This window comes from Pectobacterium sp. HCp5_1, from assembly GCF_032905925.1.
Lineage (GTDB): Bacteria > Pseudomonadota > Gammaproteobacteria > Enterobacterales > Enterobacteriaceae > Pectobacterium > Pectobacterium brasiliense_A.
The window spans coordinates 1-17304 of sequence record NZ_JAUMIO010000015.1 but is presented as its reverse complement, the minus strand read 5'-3'; the positions used below and the strand labels follow the sequence as shown (position 1 = coordinate 17304).

General features: G+C 51.6%; 11 protein-coding genes. 5 read left to right on the top strand and 6 right to left on the bottom strand.

The genetic code is table 11. The features are described 5' to 3' along the window. Positions 1 to 349 precede the first annotated feature (349 nt). Together arcB and Q3A88_RS11915 are read right to left on the bottom strand one after the other, a co-directional pair. A complete protein-coding gene (arcB, locus tag Q3A88_RS11920; protein ID WP_110162835.1) occupies positions 350 to 2716 on the bottom strand; it encodes an aerobic respiration two-component sensor histidine kinase ArcB in 2367 nt (788 codons plus the stop codon). A 111-nt stretch (positions 2717 to 2827) separates the two neighbouring features. Further along, entirely contained in the window at positions 2828 to 3757 is a 930-nt protein-coding gene (locus Q3A88_RS11915; RefSeq protein WP_317177972.1) for a TIGR01212 family radical SAM protein, read from the bottom strand. A gap of 651 nt (positions 3758 to 4408) precedes the next feature. Here Q3A88_RS11915 and gltB point away from each other — a divergent pair. The 3 genes from gltB to Q3A88_RS11900 all read left to right on the top strand — a co-directional run bounded on the left by gltB (position 4409) and on the right by Q3A88_RS11900 (position 11340). Next, positions 4409 to 8869, top strand: a complete 4461-nt coding sequence (gltB, locus tag Q3A88_RS11910) for a glutamate synthase large subunit (protein ID WP_317177971.1) — start codon at positions 4409 to 4411, stop codon at positions 8867 to 8869. Between the two features lie 9 nt (positions 8870 to 8878). Further along, on the top strand, positions 8879 to 10297 hold the full coding sequence (locus Q3A88_RS11905) for a glutamate synthase small subunit (RefSeq protein WP_039279119.1): 1419 nt from the start codon (positions 8879 to 8881) through the stop codon (positions 10295 to 10297). A gap of 269 nt (positions 10298 to 10566) precedes the next feature. Next, positions 10567 to 11340, top strand: coding sequence for a (S)-acetoin forming diacetyl reductase (locus Q3A88_RS11900; protein ID WP_039547845.1), 774 nt, complete (start codon positions 10567 to 10569; stop codon positions 11338 to 11340). Positions 11341 to 11398: 58 nt separating this feature from the next. Here the strand turns inward: Q3A88_RS11900 and sspB are convergent, their stop codons facing one another. From sspB to Q3A88_RS11880, 4 genes are all read right to left on the bottom strand, one after another. Continuing rightward, positions 11399 to 11902 carry a ClpXP protease specificity-enhancing factor gene (sspB, locus tag Q3A88_RS11895; protein ID WP_317177970.1) on the bottom strand — a complete coding sequence of 168 codons (504 nt, stop codon included), beginning with the start codon at positions 11900 to 11902 and terminating at the stop codon, positions 11399 to 11401. 5 nt (positions 11903 to 11907) lie between these two features. Continuing rightward, on the bottom strand, positions 11908 to 12549 hold the full coding sequence (sspA, locus tag Q3A88_RS11890) for a stringent starvation protein SspA (protein ID WP_005975503.1): 642 nt from the start codon (positions 12547 to 12549) through the stop codon (positions 11908 to 11910). Positions 12550 to 12968: 419 nt separating this feature from the next. Continuing rightward, positions 12969 to 14213: an enolase C-terminal domain-like protein gene (locus tag Q3A88_RS11885; protein ID WP_010280188.1), complete on the bottom strand. Its 1245-nt coding sequence runs from the start codon at positions 14211 to 14213 to the stop codon at positions 12969 to 12971. Positions 14214 to 14550: 337 nt separating this feature from the next. Further along, entirely contained in the window at positions 14551 to 15255 is a 705-nt protein-coding gene (locus Q3A88_RS11880) for a FadR/GntR family transcriptional regulator (protein ID WP_010280187.1), read from the bottom strand. A gap of 180 nt (positions 15256 to 15435) precedes the next feature. On the opposite strand from Q3A88_RS11880, the gene Q3A88_RS11875 reads away from it, so the two are divergent. Both Q3A88_RS11875 and Q3A88_RS11870 read left to right on the top strand, forming a co-directional pair. Further along, on the top strand, positions 15436 to 16209 hold the full coding sequence (locus Q3A88_RS11875) for an SDR family oxidoreductase (protein WP_010296684.1): 774 nt from the start codon (positions 15436 to 15438) through the stop codon (positions 16207 to 16209). A gap of 110 nt (positions 16210 to 16319) precedes the next feature. Continuing rightward, positions 16320 to 17243: an alcohol dehydrogenase catalytic domain-containing protein gene (locus tag Q3A88_RS11870; RefSeq protein ID WP_317177969.1), complete on the top strand. Its 924-nt coding sequence runs from the start codon at positions 16320 to 16322 to the stop codon at positions 17241 to 17243. Positions 17244 to 17304: the final 61 nt, after the last annotated feature.

The following is a 17304-nucleotide window of genomic DNA, read 5'->3' as shown; positions in this document are numbered from 1 at the left end:
GCTATTTTGTTGCTTGATGAAGATGTAAAGTAGTTAGGTAGTAACTTAAGACACGAATATCCGCACTTGCGAGTTTACAAAACCTGAAATCTAAATGCAGGTGCATGTTTTCCCTGGTGTTGGCGCATAATTCGCGCACCCCGGCTTCGGTCGGGGTCATTTTTTTCTACCGTATGAAAACGTGCAAAGCCCTCGCATCCCCATCCCCCTAGAATCGTAAACACCACTCAATCTGCCGCCGTTGGCTCTTTTTGCATGATATCGCGTGAGACGAAAAAAAAATTGTCTACCCGTTTTGCTCGCCACGTCCCTGTGGCCACAATAGACGGTATCAACACAATAGACCGTATCAGGATTCTTTTTCGGCTTTTGCCACCCAATCACGCAGTACCTGAACGTCATGACGCCAGTCGTGCTTAAGCTCATCAACCCATTCCTGCACGTTATCCCACCATGCCGGTAACGATGACGTCTGAATCTGCTGGGCAACTTGCTGCAGATGCCGTAATCCAACGGAACCCGCCGCCCCTTTGATTTTGTGCCCTTCTTCCGTAATACCTTTCTGGTCACGCGCTGTCATGTTGGAATCCAGAATTGCCAGGTAGCCCGGCATCATCTGTTCAAACATCTCCAGACTTTGGTGGATCAATTTCGGCCCCACCAAATCCAGATACTGTTCCAGCATCGGGATATCCAGCAGCTCTTCTTCTGCGTTTGCCATGTCATCCTCCTCCTCAATCACCGGTTCTTCCGTCCACACCGTATGCGTATCCCAGAACTGTTTGATGACAGCGGTCAGCGCAGGCACCGACAGCGGCTTACTGAGCACGTCGTCCATACCCGCATCCAGATATTCACGTTTATCTTTCAGTACGTTCGCCGTCAGCGCCACCAGCGGCGGCATGCTACGTTTGCCATAGCGTGAACGCAGCTGACGCGCCACGTCCAGACCGGTCATATCCGGCAGTTGGATATCGAGCAGCACCAGATCGAACTCATCGGGATCGAACATATCTAACGCTTCCTGCCCGGTCATGGCGACATCCACGCTATTACCCAGTTTCTCCAGTACCGAACGCGCGACGACGACGTTGAGCTCAATATCCTCCACCAGCAAAACGTGCAGCGCCGGTAGCGGCAAATCATCGTCGTCCAGACCGCTTCCCGCTTCATCGACGCTCGGTGCCGTCACGGTCAGAGTGAAACAGGATCCCTTGCCTTGCGTGCTGGAAACCTGGATATCGCCCCCCATGTTCTGTGCCAGACGCTTCGACACCGCCAGACCGATTCCCGTGCCCGTTGCAGGCTTCCCACCATGCTGATCTTTGACCTGATAATACATGGCGAAGATTTTTTCCAGCTCATCCGCCGGAATGCCCATCCCAGAATCTTCCACCTCAAAGCGCAGGCGATCGCCTTTTTCATGCCAGACGCGCACCACGATTTCGCCTTTTTTACCGTTCTCACCCTTCGGCGTGAATTTCACCGCGTTACTAAGCAGGTTCCACAGAATCTGCCGCAGGCGCGTTCCGTCGGTAATGACTTTCTGCGGCAGAGGCTGATGCTGGTCCATAATCAGTTTCAGGCCTTTCGGTTCCGCCAGCAGGCCGCCGAGGTTTTCCAGATCCACCAGAAAACCAGTGAAATCAATCGGCTGGTTATCCAATTGCACCTTGCGGCGCTCCTGTTTGTCCATCTCGATCACGTCGTTAAAGATATTGCCCAGCGTGATCGCGCTGACGTGGATGGTTTTCAGGTATTTTTGCTGTTCAGGGTCAAGCTGCGTATCCAGCAGGATGCGACTTAACCCGACAATGCCATTAAGCGGCGTACGAAGCTCGTGGCTGATTGTTGAGATAAAAGTGGTCTTCTCCCTACTGGCGTTCTCTAACGCGTCCTGGTAACGCTTACGCTCCGTTATATCGCGTCCAAATCCCATCAGCCCGTGACGCTTGCCCATCCGGTCATAAAACGGCACCTTGCGCAGCTCAAAACAGGCTTTACGGCCATCGGGATACACCAGCCATTGTTCGTAGGTCAGAGAAACGTTGTGGCGGAACACTTTTTCGTCCGTCTCCATCACTTTCTCGGCAATATCGGGGGAGTACACATCCTGCGGCGTCAGACCAATGAGCTGCTTCTGGCTTTTGCCTACCAGCAGTTCCATCGCACGGTTGCAGCCTGAGAATTCTTTATCTTCGTTACGGTAGTAAACCAAATCTGGCGAGGCATCGAGGAATGAACGCAGCAGCGCAGATTGCTGCTCCAGCTCAATCTGCGCCTGTTCACGGCGGGACATCTCTTCTTTGAGTCGGCTCATCACCAGCGCGCGCGCGTCTTCCGCTTTGATACGGTCGGCGATTTCCTGATTGAGTTGCGCGATATTCTCCTGAAGCTGTGCATTCAGCTCCAGATCTCGATGGCGCATTTCTTCCAGTTTTGCCACCAGCTTCGCCAGCCGCTGGCGCGACTCTTCGAGCTGTTCCACCACCACGGAGAGAAAATAAACGGCCCAGGGCGTAATCAATAGCCCGAAGAAAATGGAGCGGACCACGTCGATATTTTCGACTTCCCCGCTGAGCAACAGGGTGACGGCCATTTGCACCACCATCGCCAGCAGCACCAATACCGAGGCCAGCAGCAGTGAAAAACGAACAAGCCCCAGTTTTACCATCAAATCAACATAGTACTGCGCCAACAGACGAATTTGCTTCATAGCGATTTCCCTTAGTCACCCACCCGCGCATCATAACGTAAAACGACGGCTTATACGGTGCTGCCGCACAGATTCACAGCACAGCATCAGCCGCCAATGCCCTGCGGCACATTACCTATCAACATAGCGGTAAGGCGTTCCCAAGGCAGAGCCCTGTACGCCATGCGTTTGCAGATAACGATCCAGCTCCACCATGCCCGTCCAGCGGTTTTCACACCAGAGCGGTGCCAGAAGCGTCGGCCGGCGGGCGCTGGCGGAAATGCGGTGATAAATCACCTCCGGCGGCGTATGGCGGATCATCTCTCCTGCTATCTCCACGTAGCGGTCCAGTGCCAGCTCTGGCAGCCTTCCCGCTCGCCAGGCCTTCGCCATCGTGCTGCCTTCCACGATATGGAGAGGATGAAGCTTAATGCCCTCCACACCGGTTTCAACCACCTGCTCCAGCGTCGATAAGCAGTGCTGTGTGTCTTCTCCTGGCAAACCCACGATCAGATGACTACACACTTTCAGACCGCGCTCACGCGCACGGCGGGTGGTTTCCTGATAGCAGGCGAAGTCATGGCCGCGATTAATCCGGTGCAGCGTTTTGTCACACGCGCTTTGCAGACCTAGTTCCAGCCAAACCTCGTAACCCTGTTCATGGTAGCGGGACAGCAAATCCAGCACCGCATCGGGCACGCAGTCGGGGCGGGTGCCCACACAAATCCCTACCATTTCGGCCTGCTTCAACGCTTCCTGATACATATTTTCCAGCACCTGAACCTCGGCATAGGTGCTGGTATATGCCTGAAAATACGCCAGATAGCGTTTGGCTCGGTTCACCTTTCCCGCCTGCGCTTCCAACTGCTGCGCGATGCTGTTTTGCTGCATCTGCTCATCGGCAAACGAGGCCACATTACAGAACGTGCAACCGCCGCGCCCCAGCGTGCCATCACGGTTTGGGCAGTTAAACCCACCGTGCAGCGTCAGCTTGTGGATCTTCTCGCCATAACGACGTTGAAGATTTCCGCCAAACATATTGATTAATTTTTGCAATTGCATATTCTAACCTGCTCCCTTGAGGAACAGCAGACTACCTTTCTCTCGCTCCCTTCGCGATGACCGCGATCAATCACACACATCCCAATGAAATGCATTTTTATTCGCTTTTAGTGAAAATAAACTCACGTCAGTGCTAATTAATTTTTCTTATCCTGCATGCTCGCTTAATGAAAAGATGAAGCAATACTTAAAAATAGTTTCATGAAATCTAAAAGTAGTCATATACAGCATAATATGCTACGACGCAGAAAGAACGCAGCATGGATAAGGGTTCCCGCGCTTTTGTATAGTGATACAGCTCACACTTCAATTAAACCCCATATTCATTTATCGAGATAGATTTTCTAAAAAAATCATTATCTTTCATAGGTATAATTAAAAATTATCGCTTATCAGCACATTTTACACAGGTATTTGACCTGAACAGGCTTTCTCGCTAATTTGGGGATCCGCTGGAAGCTTTCCTGACGGGTTCACGACTCGTCATATTTATGCAGTAAATGAAGACTCCCTCTAAAAACAAGTCATTTACCACTTGTGAGACCGTCACGAGAGGCCGAAGAAGAGAGCGTAATACTAGCCGCTCAACGCCACGGTGCTTTCTCGCAGTAGGTTGTGAGAGTCACACAGAGCCTGGGGAGGTTCACTAACATGTTGTACGATGCATCCCAAGAGAGAGATAACTGTGGTTTCGGATTAATCGCCCATATAGAAGGTGAGCCAAGCCATAAAGTAGTGCGTACTGCCATTCACGCACTCGCACGCATGCAGCACCGTGGCGCAATCCTTGCTGACGGCAAGACTGGCGACGGCTGCGGTTTATTACTTCAGAAGCCCGATCGTTTCTTTCGTCTGGTGGCGGAAGAGCACGGCTGGCGTTTAGCCAAAAACTACGCCGTTGGCATGATGTTTCTCAATCAGGACGAAGAACTGGCTCGCGCCACACGTCGGATTGTAGAAGAAGAGTTGCAGAACGAAACGCTGTCCGTACTCGGCTGGCGTGAAGTTCCGACCAACCCGGATGTACTGGGGGAGATTGCCCTGTCATCCATGCCGCGTATTGAGCAAATTTTCGTTAACGCCCCGGCTGGCTGGCGTCAGCGTGATATGGAACGTCGCCTGTTCATGGCGCGTCGCCGTATCGAAAAGCGCATTGAAGATAAAGAGTTCTACGTTTGTAGCTTCTCCAATCTGGTCACGATCTATAAAGGTCTGTGCATGCCGGCGGATCTGCCGCGCTTCTACCTCGATCTGGCCGATCTGCGTCTGGAATCGGCAATTTGCCTGTTCCACCAACGTTTCTCAACCAACACCGTTCCACGCTGGCCGCTGGCGCAGCCGTTCCGCTATCTGGCGCACAACGGCGAGATCAACACCATCGCCGGTAACCGTCAGTGGGCACGCGCGCGTGCTTACAAGTTCAAAACGCCACTGATCCCGGATTTGCAGGATGCCGCGCCGTTCGTCAACGAAACCGGTTCTGACTCCAGCTCACTGGATAACATGCTGGAACTGTTCCTGAGCGGCGGGATGGATATCATCCGTGCCATGCGCCTGCTGGTTCCGCCAGCCTGGCAGAACAACCCGGATATGGATCCTGAACTGCGCGCCTTCTTCGACTTTAACTCCATGCACATGGAGCCGTGGGATGGCCCGGCCGGTATCGTGATGTCCGACGGGCGCTATGCTGCCTGTAACCTGGATCGTAACGGCCTGCGCCCTGCGCGCTACGTCATCACCAAAGACAAGCTGATCACCTGTGCGTCTGAAGTCGGTATCTGGGATTATCAGCCGGACGAAGTCGTTGAAAAAGGCCGCGTCGGTCCGGGCGAACTGATGGTGATCGACACCCGCAGCGGCCGTATCCTGCACTCCGCCGAGACCGATGACGATCTGAAAAGCCGCCACCCTTACAAAGAGTGGATGGAGAAAAACGTTAAGCGTCTGGTACCGTTTGAAGAGTTGCCAGACGATCAGGTCGGCAGCCGTGAATTCGACGATGAGCTGCTGGAGACCTTCCAGAAACAGTACGGTTACAGCAGCGAAGAGCTGGATCAGGTCATCCGCGTACTGGGCGAGAACGGTCAGGAAGCTACGGGTTCGATGGGCGATGACACGCCGTTCGCCGTGCTGTCCAGCCGTCCACGCATCATTTATGACTACTTCCGTCAGCAGTTCGCACAGGTAACCAACCCGCCGATCGATCCGCTGCGTGAAGCGCATGTAATGTCGCTGGCGACCAGTATTGGTCGCGAGATGAACGTATTCTGTGAAGCGGAAGGTCAGGCTCACCGCCTGAGCTTTAAATCGCCGATCCTGCTTTACTCCGACTTCACACAGTTGACGTCGCAGGATGAACTGCACTATCGCGCCGACACGTTGGATCTGACGTTTGATCCGTCGCAGCAAACGCTGCAACAGACAATCGAGAAGCTGTGTGACGAAGCAGAAAGCAAAGTCAGAGACGGAGCCGTGCTGCTGGTGCTTTCCGACCGTGGCATTAGCGAATCACGCCTGCCTGTCCCTGCGCCGATGGCCGTCGGTGCCGTTCAGCGCCGTCTGGTCGAAAAGAGCCTGCGCTGTGATGCCAACATCATTGTCGAAACCGCCAGCGCGCGCGATCCGCACCACTTTGCCGTGCTGTTAGGCTTTGGTGCGACGGCTATCTATCCTTACCTCGCCTACGAAACGCTGGCGCGGATGGTGGATAACCACACGATCGACAAACCTTATCGTGCCGTGATGCTGAACTACCGTAACGGCATCAATAAAGGCCTGTACAAGATTATGTCCAAAATGGGCATCTCGACGATTGCGTCTTATCGCTGTTCCAAGCTGTTTGAAGCGGTGGGCCTGCATAAAGATGTGTCGACGCAATGCTTCCTGGGCGTCGTCAGCCGCATCGGCGGTGCAAACTACAGCGACTTCGAACAGGATCTGTTGAACCTGTCTAAGCGTGCCTGGCTGAAACGTAAAACGCTGGAACAGGGCGGCCTGCTGAAATTTGTTCACGGCGGCGAATACCATGCCTACAACCCGGATGTCGTCACCACGCTGCAAACTGCGGTGAAAACCGGGGAGTACAGCGATTACGAGCAATACGCCAAACTGGTTAACGAGCGTCCAGCAGCGACCTTACGCGACCTGCTGGCACTGAAACCGCAAGAAGGCGCGGCCATCGCGATCGACAGCGTTGAACCCGCTTCTGAAATGTTCAAACGCTTCGATACCGCGGCCATGTCCATCGGTGCACTCAGCCCCGAAGCCCACGAATCGCTGGCAGAGGCGATGAACGGACTGGGCGGCTTCTCCAACTCCGGTGAAGGCGGCGAAGATCCGGCGCGTTACGGCACCAATAAAGTGTCCCGTATCAAGCAGGTTGCTTCTGGCCGCTTTGGTGTGACGCCAGCCTATCTGGTTAACGCCGATGTGATTCAGATTAAAGTGGCGCAGGGCGCGAAGCCGGGCGAAGGCGGTCAGTTACCGGGTGATAAAGTCACGCCGTACATTGCTCGTCTGCGCTATTCCGTGCCGGGCGTGACGCTAATTTCACCACCGCCGCACCACGATATTTACTCTATCGAAGATCTGGCACAGCTGATTTTCGATCTGAAGCAGGTCAACCCGAAAGCGATGATTTCGGTAAAACTGGTGTCCGAACCGGGCGTCGGAACTATCGCGACGGGCGTTGCCAAAGCGTACGCCGATTTGATCACCATCGCCGGTTACGACGGCGGCACGGGTGCCAGCCCGCTGTCCTCCGTGAAATACGCGGGATGCCCGTGGGAGCTGGGGCTGGTTGAAACGCAACAGGCTTTGGTCTCCAACGGCCTGCGTCACAAAATCCGCCTTCAGGTGGACGGTGGCTTGAAAACCGGTCTGGATATCGTCAAAGCCGCAATTCTGGGTGCAGAAAGCTTCGGCTTCGGCACCGGACCAATGGTTGTGCTGGGCTGTAAATACCTGCGAATCTGTCACCTGAATAACTGTGCGACAGGTGTTGCAACGCAGGATGAGAAACTACGCCGCGATCACTACCACGGTCTGCCTGAGCGTGTAACCAACTACTTCCACTTCATCGCGCATGAAACTCGCGTGCTGATGGCTGAACTGGGCGTGAGCCGTCTGGTGGATCTGATTGGTCGTACCGATTTGCTGGTTGAGCTGGACGGTTTCAGTGCGAAACAGAACAAGCTGGATCTGTCGCCGCTGCTGCACGCAGCACAGCCTCAGCCAGGCAAAGCGCTGTACTGCACGGAAAGCAATCTGTCGTTCGATAAAGGCTTGCTGAACAAAGAGCTGCTGGCGCAGGCACAGTCGCACATCGATGCGAAACAGGGTAAAGCGCTCTACTTCGATATCCGTAACACCGATCGCTCCGTCGGCGCGACGCTGTCCGGCGCGATTGCCGAGAAACATGGCGATCAAGGGCTGGCGGGCGATCCAATTAAAGCACACTTCTCCGGTACCGCAGGACAGAGCTTTGGCGTCTGGAACGCCGGCGGCGTAGAGCTGAAATTAACCGGTGATGCCAACGACTACGTGGGCAAAGGCATGGCGGGCGGCAGCATCTCCGTGCGTCCTCCAGTCGGTTCTGCCTTCCGCAGCCACGAAGCCAGCATCATCGGTAACACCTGCCTCTACGGCGCTACTGGCGGCAAACTGTTTGCCGCGGGCCGTGCAGGTGAGCGTTTCGCCGTACGTAACTCCGGCTGTATCACCGTGGTAGAAGGCATCGGCGATAACGGCTGTGAATACATGACAGGCGGTATCGTCTGCGTACTGGGTCGTACCGGCGTGAACTTTGGCGCAGGTATGACCGGTGGATTCGCCTACGTGCTGGATGAAGACGGTGAATTCCGCAAACGCGTTAACCCGGAACTGGTGGAAGTGCTGGATGTCGAAGAACTGGCTATTCATGAAGAACACCTTCGTGGCCTGATCACCGAGCATGTGCAGAATACCGGTTCACACCGCGGAGAAGAGATCCTCGCTAACTGGCCGACCTGGGCACCGAAATTTGCTCTGGTGAAACCGAAGTCAAGTGATGTGAAGGCATTGTTGGGTCACCGTAGTCGTTCCGCAGCCGAGCTGCGGGTTCAGGCGCAGTAAGAGGTCATCATGAGTCAGAATGTTTACCAGTTTATCGACTTACAGCGCGTTGATCCGCCCAAGAAGCCGCTGAAGATTCGTAAAATTGAATTTGTTGAGATCTACGAGCCGTTCTCAGAAAGCCAGTCCAAAGCCCAGGCAGACCGCTGCCTGGCGTGCGGTAACCCTTACTGTGAGTGGAAGTGTCCGGTACATAACTACATCCCGAACTGGCTGAAGCTGGCGAACGAAGGCCGCATTATCGAAGCGGCTGAGTTATCGCACCAGACCAACAGCCTGCCGGAAGTCTGCGGTCGCGTATGCCCGCAGGACCGTCTGTGTGAAGGGTCTTGTACGCTGAATGATGAATTCGGCGCGGTCACCATCGGCAACATCGAACGCTACATCAATGATAAAGCGATAGAGATGGGCTGGAAGCCAAGCGTTGCCAACGTCAAACCAACCGGCAAACGCGTCGCCATCATTGGCGCAGGCCCTGCTGGGCTGGCGTGTGCCGATGTGCTGGCACGCAGCGGTGTACAGGCTGTCGTGTTCGATCGTCATCCTGAGATCGGTGGTCTGCTGACCTTCGGTATCCCTTCTTTCAAGCTGGAAAAAGAAGTGATGGTGAAACGTCGTGAGATCTTCACCGAGATGGGCATCGAATTCCGTCTGAATACCGAAGTTGGTAAAGACGTGCAGATGAAAGCGCTGCTGGACGAGTACGATGCAGTCTTCCTCGGCGTCGGCACCTATCAGTCTATGCGTGGCGGATTGGACAATGAAGACGCTCAGGGTGTCTACGATGCGCTGCCGTTCCTGATCGCTAACACCAAGCAACTGATGGGCTTTGAAGCCGCAGTAGACGAGCCTTACATCAGCATGCAAGGTAAACGCGTTGTGGTGCTGGGCGGTGGTGATACCGCGATGGACTGCGTGCGTACCTCGATTCGTCAGGGCGCAACGCACGTTACCTGTGCCTATCGTCGTGATGAAGAGAACATGCCGGGCTCCAAGCGCGAAGTGAAAAACGCGCGTGAAGAAGGCGTCGAGTTCAAATTCAACCTGCAACCGTTAAGCGTCGAGATCAATGGCGCAGGCAAAGTGTGCGGCGTGAAAATGGCACGTACTGCGCTGGGCGCACCAGATGCCAACGGCCGTCGTCGTCCTGAAATCGTAGAGGGCTCCGAGCACGTACTGGAAGCCGATGCAGTCATCATGGCGTTTGGCTTCCGTCCGCACAAAATGGCGTGGCTGGCAGAACATGACGTCAAGCTGGACGACCAAGGTCGCATTGTCGCACCAGAAAGCTGCGATAACGCCTTCCAGACCAGCAACCCGAAAATCTTTGCGGGTGGCGATGCAGTACGCGGTTCCGATCTGGTGGTTACCGCCATCGCAGAAGGCCGTAAAGCCGCTGACGGTATCATGAACTATCTGGAAGTGTAAGAACGACCCACTTCTCTTAAGGGCAGCGTAGGCTGCCCTTTTCTTTTTTAGTCTTTACCGGAAATTTCGGTTAGCGGCCGATGGCAATTATCTCAATTTTCCTCCTACGGAATATCACACCAAACAGGCTAATAAAACCTTCGTCTTTCCACTGGGTTCTAAAGAACCTTTCGTAATAAATCCTGCAATATCACGTTAACGACCTACACTTACCTCCGGCATTAACTTGTCTTTATTGAGATTGGATTTCATTAAGTGAGGAAGGAACTATGACAGTCGAAGTGGCTCTTGTAACAGGAGCCGGTCAAGGTATTGGCCGCGCTATTGCTCTCAGACTGGCGGCAGACGGTTTTGCCGTCGCCATCGTGGACTATAACCAAGAAACCGCACACCGCGTGGCGCAGGAAATCGAAAAATCCGGCGGGCAGGCCATCGCACTACAGGCGGACGTCGCGGATCGTGAAGCGGTTTTCGCCGCTGTCGCAGAAACCAAAAAGCGCTTTGGTGACTTTAACGTCATCGTCAATAACGCTGGTGTTGCCCCTTCAACCCTGATTGAAGACATCACGCCAGACGTTGTCGATCGCGTTTATAACATCAACGTCAAAGGCGTTATCTGGGGCATTCAGGCTGCGCTCGATGCCTTCAAATCTCTGGGACACGGCGGAAAAATCATCAATGCCTGTTCGCAGGCGGGGCATGTGGGCAACCCCGAACTTGCCGTCTACAGCTCAAGTAAATTCGCAGTTCGTGGCTTAACACAAACGGCCGCACGCGATTTAGCGCCGCTGGGTATCACGGTCAATGGTTACTGTCCGGGTATCGTAAAAACGCCAATGTGGGATGAAATTGATCGGAAGATCTCCGAATCCGCAGGGAAGCCGCGTGGCTATGCGACGGAAGAGTTCGCCAAACGCATCACGCTGGGCCGCCTTTCCGAACCGGAAGATGTCGCTGCCTGCGTGTCCTACCTGGCCAGCCACGATTCCGACTATATGACGGGGCAGTCGCTGTTGATTGATGGCGGAATGGTGTTCAGTTAACCGCATAGTCCGCGAACAACGGGAATAAGAAAGGGCACCACAAGGGTGCCCTTAAACATTACTTCACAACCCGTAGCGACGGGCGGCCACCTTTAGGCGGCTGTGGTGGTTCATCATCAGAACCCGAGCCATCGTCAGGCGCTTCAGAATCAGGTGAGCTATCGACAATCGACATGACCGTCCCTGAAGCGGGTCCGCCTTCCTGAAAGTCTTCATACTCACCTGCAGATTCGTAAGCAGGTTCGGACTCAAACATCGTTCCAGCCCCGTTCTCACGTGCATAAATCGCCATGACGGCCGCCATCGGCACATAAACCTGACGCGGTACGCCGCCAAAACGGGCATTGAAACGAACGCTGTCATCAGCTAACTCAAGGCCGCCAACAGCGCGCGGTGCGATATTCAGCACGATCTGGCCGTCACGGGCGAACTCCATCGGCACCATAACATCCGGCAGAGTGACATCTACCACCAGATGAGGCGTTAATTGGTTATCCAGTAACCAATCATAAAAAGCCCGTAATAAATACGGACGACGCGGAGACAGTTGAGACAACGCCATACGGTTTAACCTCGGGTTTGCAAACGCATTTCACGTTCCACTTCCGTCAGGGAAGCCAGGAACGCATCACGCTCAAAGACGCGAGTCATGTAGCCTTTCAGCTCTTTCGCGCCCGAACCACTCAGTTCAATGCCTAACTGCGGCAAACGCCACAGCAGCGGAGCCAGATAGCAATCCACCAGGCTGAACTCTTCGCTCATGAAATAAGGTGCTTCATTGAAGACGGGGGCAATGGCCAGCAGTTCTTCACGCAATTGCTTACGCGCGGCGTCCGCTTCCTGAGCGCTGCCGTGCGTAATTTTCTTCAGCAAAGAATACCAGTCGCTCTCAATGCGGTGCATCATCAGGCGGCTGTTACCGCGCGCAACCGGATAGACAGGCATTAACGGCGGATGAGGAAAACGTTCATCCAGATACTCCATGATAATACGTGATTCATAGAGCGTCAGTTCACGATCGACCAGCGTTGGCACGGAACCGTAAGGATTGAGGTCAATAAGATCCTGAGGCAGATTATCCATGTCTACCTGCTCAATCTCGACACTCACACCCTTTTCCGCCAATACGATGCGGACCTGATGGCTAAAAATGTCGGATGGACCAGAAAACAGCGTCATTACCGAACGTTTGTTGGCAGCGACAGCCATGAAAACCTCCAAGTTTATCGAGAAAATATGGCGAATAACCGCGCAGTCAGTAACCTGCAAACCGCTATTCGAAATGCTGCTCGCCAATGTGTGTAAACGTCACCGGATAAAAATCCAGCTGTTTTAAACAGCTACACGATAGCCTACACACAGGCATAAAATCGGCGGACAGTTTATCAGATTTTGTTCGTTTTGTGGGGATATAAGCGGATAATCTTATTTAACAAAATGATAAATAAGTGTTTTTTTATGAAATACAAATTTTTCATTTGCAATCGTGAAGTCTAAACAACGCTGTCAGAGAATAATCTATCCCCTGCATTAGCCTGCGCTGAACCGTCAAGTCCCTGGAAGCCGACGAGGGCCGTCGGCTTCTAAGTAAGCGAAATTAAAGCACATTGACGCCGTTAAGCTGGCGGTTAAGGTCGTGCCGCCGTGCCATCCGGCAAGCGTGCATTCGTCCATGACGGCAATCCACCTTCAACAGGGAATTGCTTCGCTTTTTGCTCATCGATATCAATCCCTAATCCTGGCTTATCGTTCAGGTATGCGTATCCGCCTTCAATATCTGGGCAGCCGGGGAAAACGTCCCGTAGCGCTTCATTCATCGGCGTATATTCTTGAATACCCAGATTAGTGATGCTCATATCAATGTGCATATTCGCAACTACGCCAACAGGTGAAATATCCCCCGGCCCATGCCAGGCGGTTCTCACACCATGAAATTCGGCGAGTGTCGCCAGTTTTTTGGCTGGCGTAATCCCACCGATCATACTGATATGGCAGCGAATAAAATCAATCAGATGATTGGTTATCAGGTGCTTGTATTCGGCAACATGGACAAACAGTTCTCCCATCGCGATTGGGGTGGATGTTTGTTGGCGCATCACGCTAAGGAAATCAACATTCTCTGGAGCAACGGGGTCTTCAAGATAAAAGAGCTTGTAATCTTCCAGGGACTTCGCCATTTGCAACGCGGTAACCGGCGATACCCGCTCATGAACATCATGAATAAATTCAACATCAAACCCAATCTTATTGCGCAGATGATCGAAAAAGGCCGGAATACTTCTGGCATAAGCATCAGGATCGAAATAAATACCGGGCGTCTTCGTTCTTGGTGAGCGCTTCGGCGTGATATTGGCTTTATCCAACTGAGTGGCAATCAGTTTGAGGTCTTCCGTCCCGGCTCCACCGTACATGCCCATCTGACAACGAACATACTGATACCCCTCTTCCATTGCCGCACGGATGTTATCTTCCGCCGCGACCGCATCCGCACCATCGCAATGACGATAAAGCGGAATACCGTCACGGCATTTGCCGCCCAGCAATTCATAGACCGGCAGGTTAGCGACTTTACCCTTGATATCCCACAGCGCCATATCGATAGCCGAGATCGCATTGTTCATCACCGGCCCATTGCGCCAATAGCCGCTCACGACAGCGGACTGCCAGATATCTTCAATACGAGAAGGATCTTTCCCGATCAGGAAAGGCTTCATGTACTCATTAATGGCCGCTTCAACCGCGAAAATACGTTGGGTAAAGGTTGCACATCCCAAACCGTATAAACCGTCCTGATTGGTTTCGACCTTGACGACAACCAGATCAATGCCACCCGGTGCCGTTAGAATCGTCTTTACGTTTGTTACCTTTATCATGCAAAAACTCCTGTGATAGCCACAATCAGATTATGTAGAATCTCATTTGTTGTATGACATCATATCTCTTGAGGTATTACTATCAAAAGAAAAAAATAAAAGCAACTTATATCGAGGAGAAAACAGGGAAGTACAGCAGGTTGAAGGGGGTGTCACGAAAGGTAATCATTTTAATAAATTAGATAAATAGTGGATCGCTACGGGTACATTTCAGATACAAAAAATATCGCGAAGTCACATCAATTGCCGATGCTACAAAGCAAGCATCAGCAGGCCGTTACTGACATAGGAATAAAGGAGAGGTAAGCGACCTGAGAAATAGGGTGATATTTACACGTTAGTTATTATCGAGGTTGTTAATCATAACAATGTTACATTCCATCGCCTGATCCAGGCATAGCTTAGCGGTTTCAACATCACGATTTTTTATTGCCATAAAAATTTTGATATGCGCATCAATACTATCCAACGTTATGCCTAGCACGCGGTTTAACTCTTCCAGATAGAAATAGTACATATTTTTCACATACTTAATTGCATGTGAAAACACTTTATTGTGCGCCGCATTGATAATCGCCATGTGGAAATCCAGGTCGGCCTGAGAGTATTTTTTATAGTCGTTTTTGTTGACCAGCATTCGGTTAAGTGCATCTTCTATAAGAGCAATATCCTCATCCGTTGCATTTTTTGCCGCCAGCTCGATGCACTTAAATTCCACCGTTTGCCGAAACACCATCATGTCCATGAATTCACCTTTCGTCAGGTGAAGAATCGGCTTGTCATTCGCCTGCATACGGAAGCTTTCAATTTCATTTGAAACAAAAGAACCTCGACCATGTTTGGTATAGATGATTCCCAGGTTTCTCAATTTTTGCACCGCACTGCGAATACTCGTTCTACTTACTTCAAAAGCTTCACTTAATTCAAACTCAGACGGTAATTTCTCACCCTGTTTCCACTCACCGCTGAGTATTTTTTTCTGCATCTTCTGATAAACGGCTTCAGCAATATTATTTCTTGGTATTGATTCTATATTGTCCATAACGCCTCAAATCAATTATTGGAATCATGATCACAAAAAAACGCTTTGACTGTTGATTGAAGTATAACAAAGCGACACCATCACTTCCACTCGTTAGTTGTATGACAACATGATGTATGACAATACTACCTCTTAAAAAATAACCTATTCACTACTCAATAATCAGTTAAGGAGTTGATAATGGATGCCGCAAAACTATTTGATCTATCAGGGAAAACTGCACTCATTACCGGTTCTGCAAGAGGCCTCGGTTTTTCCTATGCAGAAGGATTAGCATCGGCTGGTGCCGCCATTGTACTTAGTGACATCAGAGAAGAAACGCTGAACGAGGCGGTACAAAAGCTAACGGCAAAGGGCTATAACGCTAAAGGTTACGTGATTGATGTCTCAAAAGAAGACCAGATCGTCAATGCATTCAACCTGATGGATGCCGCTGGTATAGAAATCGACATTGTGATTAATAACGCAGGGATCCAACATCGTCAACCGTTAGTCGACCTCGCGCTACAGGACTGGCAGCGCGTCATGGATATTCACCTGACAGGAACATTCCTCGTGTCGCGCGAGGCTGCAATCCGTATGATAAAACGCGGGCGCGGCGGCAAATTTATCAATATCTGTTCACTGACCAGTGAACAAGCACGTCCTACCGTCGCCCCTTATACCGCCGCTAAAGGCGGAATCAAAATGTTGACGCGCTCCATGTCGGCAGAATGGGCAGAATATAACATTCAAGCGAACGCAATCGGCCCCGGCTACATACTGACTGACATGAATGAAGCCTTAATTAAAGATGTTGAGTTCGATAAGTGGGTCAAAAGTAGCAACCCAACTAAACGCTGGGGAAAAACCGAAGAACTTATCGGTACGGCTATTTTCCTGTCTGCTGATGCATCGAATTATATCAATGGTCAGGTCATCTATGTCGATGGCGGATGGTTAGCGGTACTCTGATTCTCAGGAAACTAATATTTGTCAGAGATGATTGATAAGTCAACGTGTGGTTTTAATGCTATCCACCGCGACAAAGGAAAACCACACTATATTATTTTAGAGGTATCAAGATGAAACAAGATACGCTTACCTTTGATGCATGTATTGTTCATGGGAAAAAAGACGTAAAAGTAGAAAGTCGTGAACTGACTTATACCGAAAACGATATTGTCGTTAACGTTGAATGCGGCGGTATTTGTGGCTCAGATATTCATTATTATCATGAAGGCCATGCCGGTTTGTCTGTAATAAAACATCCCATGGTCATTGGTCACGAATTCGTTGGCAGAATTCATCAGGCCCCTGCCAATAGTCAATTAAAAGTCGGCCAAAAAGTTGCGATCAACCCTTCCCAGCCTTGCAACAAATGCGACTATTGTCTGGAAGGCAAGCAGAACGAATGCGCTAGTATGCGATTCATGGGAAGCGCCCAATTTAATCCGCACGTACACGGCGGGTTTGCTCAATATGTCACGGTTTCCGAGCAGCAGTGCTATCCCTATGACGAAAATGTCCCTTCACAAATTATGGCACTGGCGGAACCAACGGCGGTTGTTATTCATGCCATCAACGTCGCAGGCAGCCTGGTCGGTAAAAAAGTCCTGGTCATCGGTGCGGGCCCTATTGGTGCCTTGACGATTGCCGCAGCGAAAGCCTCAGGCGCCGTAGAGATTGTCGCATCCGACATCAGTGAAAGGTGCAGAAACATCGCGCTGGAAATGGGCGCCGATGCCTCCGTCAATCCGCTTGATGAAAGTGCAATGGAAATCTATAACCAAAATAAAGGCTACTTTGATGTGACATTCGAGGCCAGCGGTGCGCCTGCGGCAATCGCCTCATCAGTCTTTGCGACACGCCCTAATGGTTTGATTGTACAAATTGGTATGGGACCAAGCCCTGTTCAATATCCCGTTGCACAAATGCTAGTAAAAGGGTCACGTATTCAACTCGGTGATCGTCAGGTAGAATGTTCATCTGTTTTCCTAAATATTTAGAAGAAGAGCCTGATGGCAACGGTTGAGGTAAAATGCCCGTTTTGTGAGCAAACAGACCCGG

What these genes read in the sequence shown, in the direction of transcription:
- arcB (WP_110162835.1), bottom strand. Translation starts at nt 2,716, where the DNA reads ATGAAGCAAATTCGTCTGTTGGCGCAGTACTATGTTGATTTGATGGTA.
- Q3A88_RS11915 (WP_317177972.1), bottom strand. Translation starts at nt 3,757, where the DNA reads ATGCAATTGCAAAAATTAATCAATATGTTTGGCGGAAATCTTCAACGT.
- gltB (WP_317177971.1), top strand. Translation starts at nt 4,409, where the DNA reads ATGTTGTACGATGCATCCCAAGAGAGAGATAACTGTGGTTTCGGATTA.
- Q3A88_RS11905 (WP_039279119.1), top strand. Translation starts at nt 8,879, where the DNA reads ATGAGTCAGAATGTTTACCAGTTTATCGACTTACAGCGCGTTGATCCG.
- Q3A88_RS11900 (WP_039547845.1), top strand. Translation starts at nt 10,567, where the DNA reads ATGACAGTCGAAGTGGCTCTTGTAACAGGAGCCGGTCAAGGTATTGGC.
- sspB (WP_317177970.1), bottom strand. Translation starts at nt 11,902, where the DNA reads ATGGCGTTGTCTCAACTGTCTCCGCGTCGTCCGTATTTATTACGGGCT.
- sspA (WP_005975503.1), bottom strand. Translation starts at nt 12,549, where the DNA reads ATGGCTGTCGCTGCCAACAAACGTTCGGTAATGACGCTGTTTTCTGGT.
- Q3A88_RS11885 (WP_010280188.1), bottom strand. Translation starts at nt 14,213, where the DNA reads ATGATAAAGGTAACAAACGTAAAGACGATTCTAACGGCACCGGGTGGC.
- Q3A88_RS11880 (WP_010280187.1), bottom strand. Translation starts at nt 15,255, where the DNA reads ATGGACAATATAGAATCAATACCAAGAAATAATATTGCTGAAGCCGTT.
- Q3A88_RS11875 (WP_010296684.1), top strand. Translation starts at nt 15,436, where the DNA reads ATGGATGCCGCAAAACTATTTGATCTATCAGGGAAAACTGCACTCATT.
- Q3A88_RS11870 (WP_317177969.1), top strand. Translation starts at nt 16,320, where the DNA reads ATGAAACAAGATACGCTTACCTTTGATGCATGTATTGTTCATGGGAAA.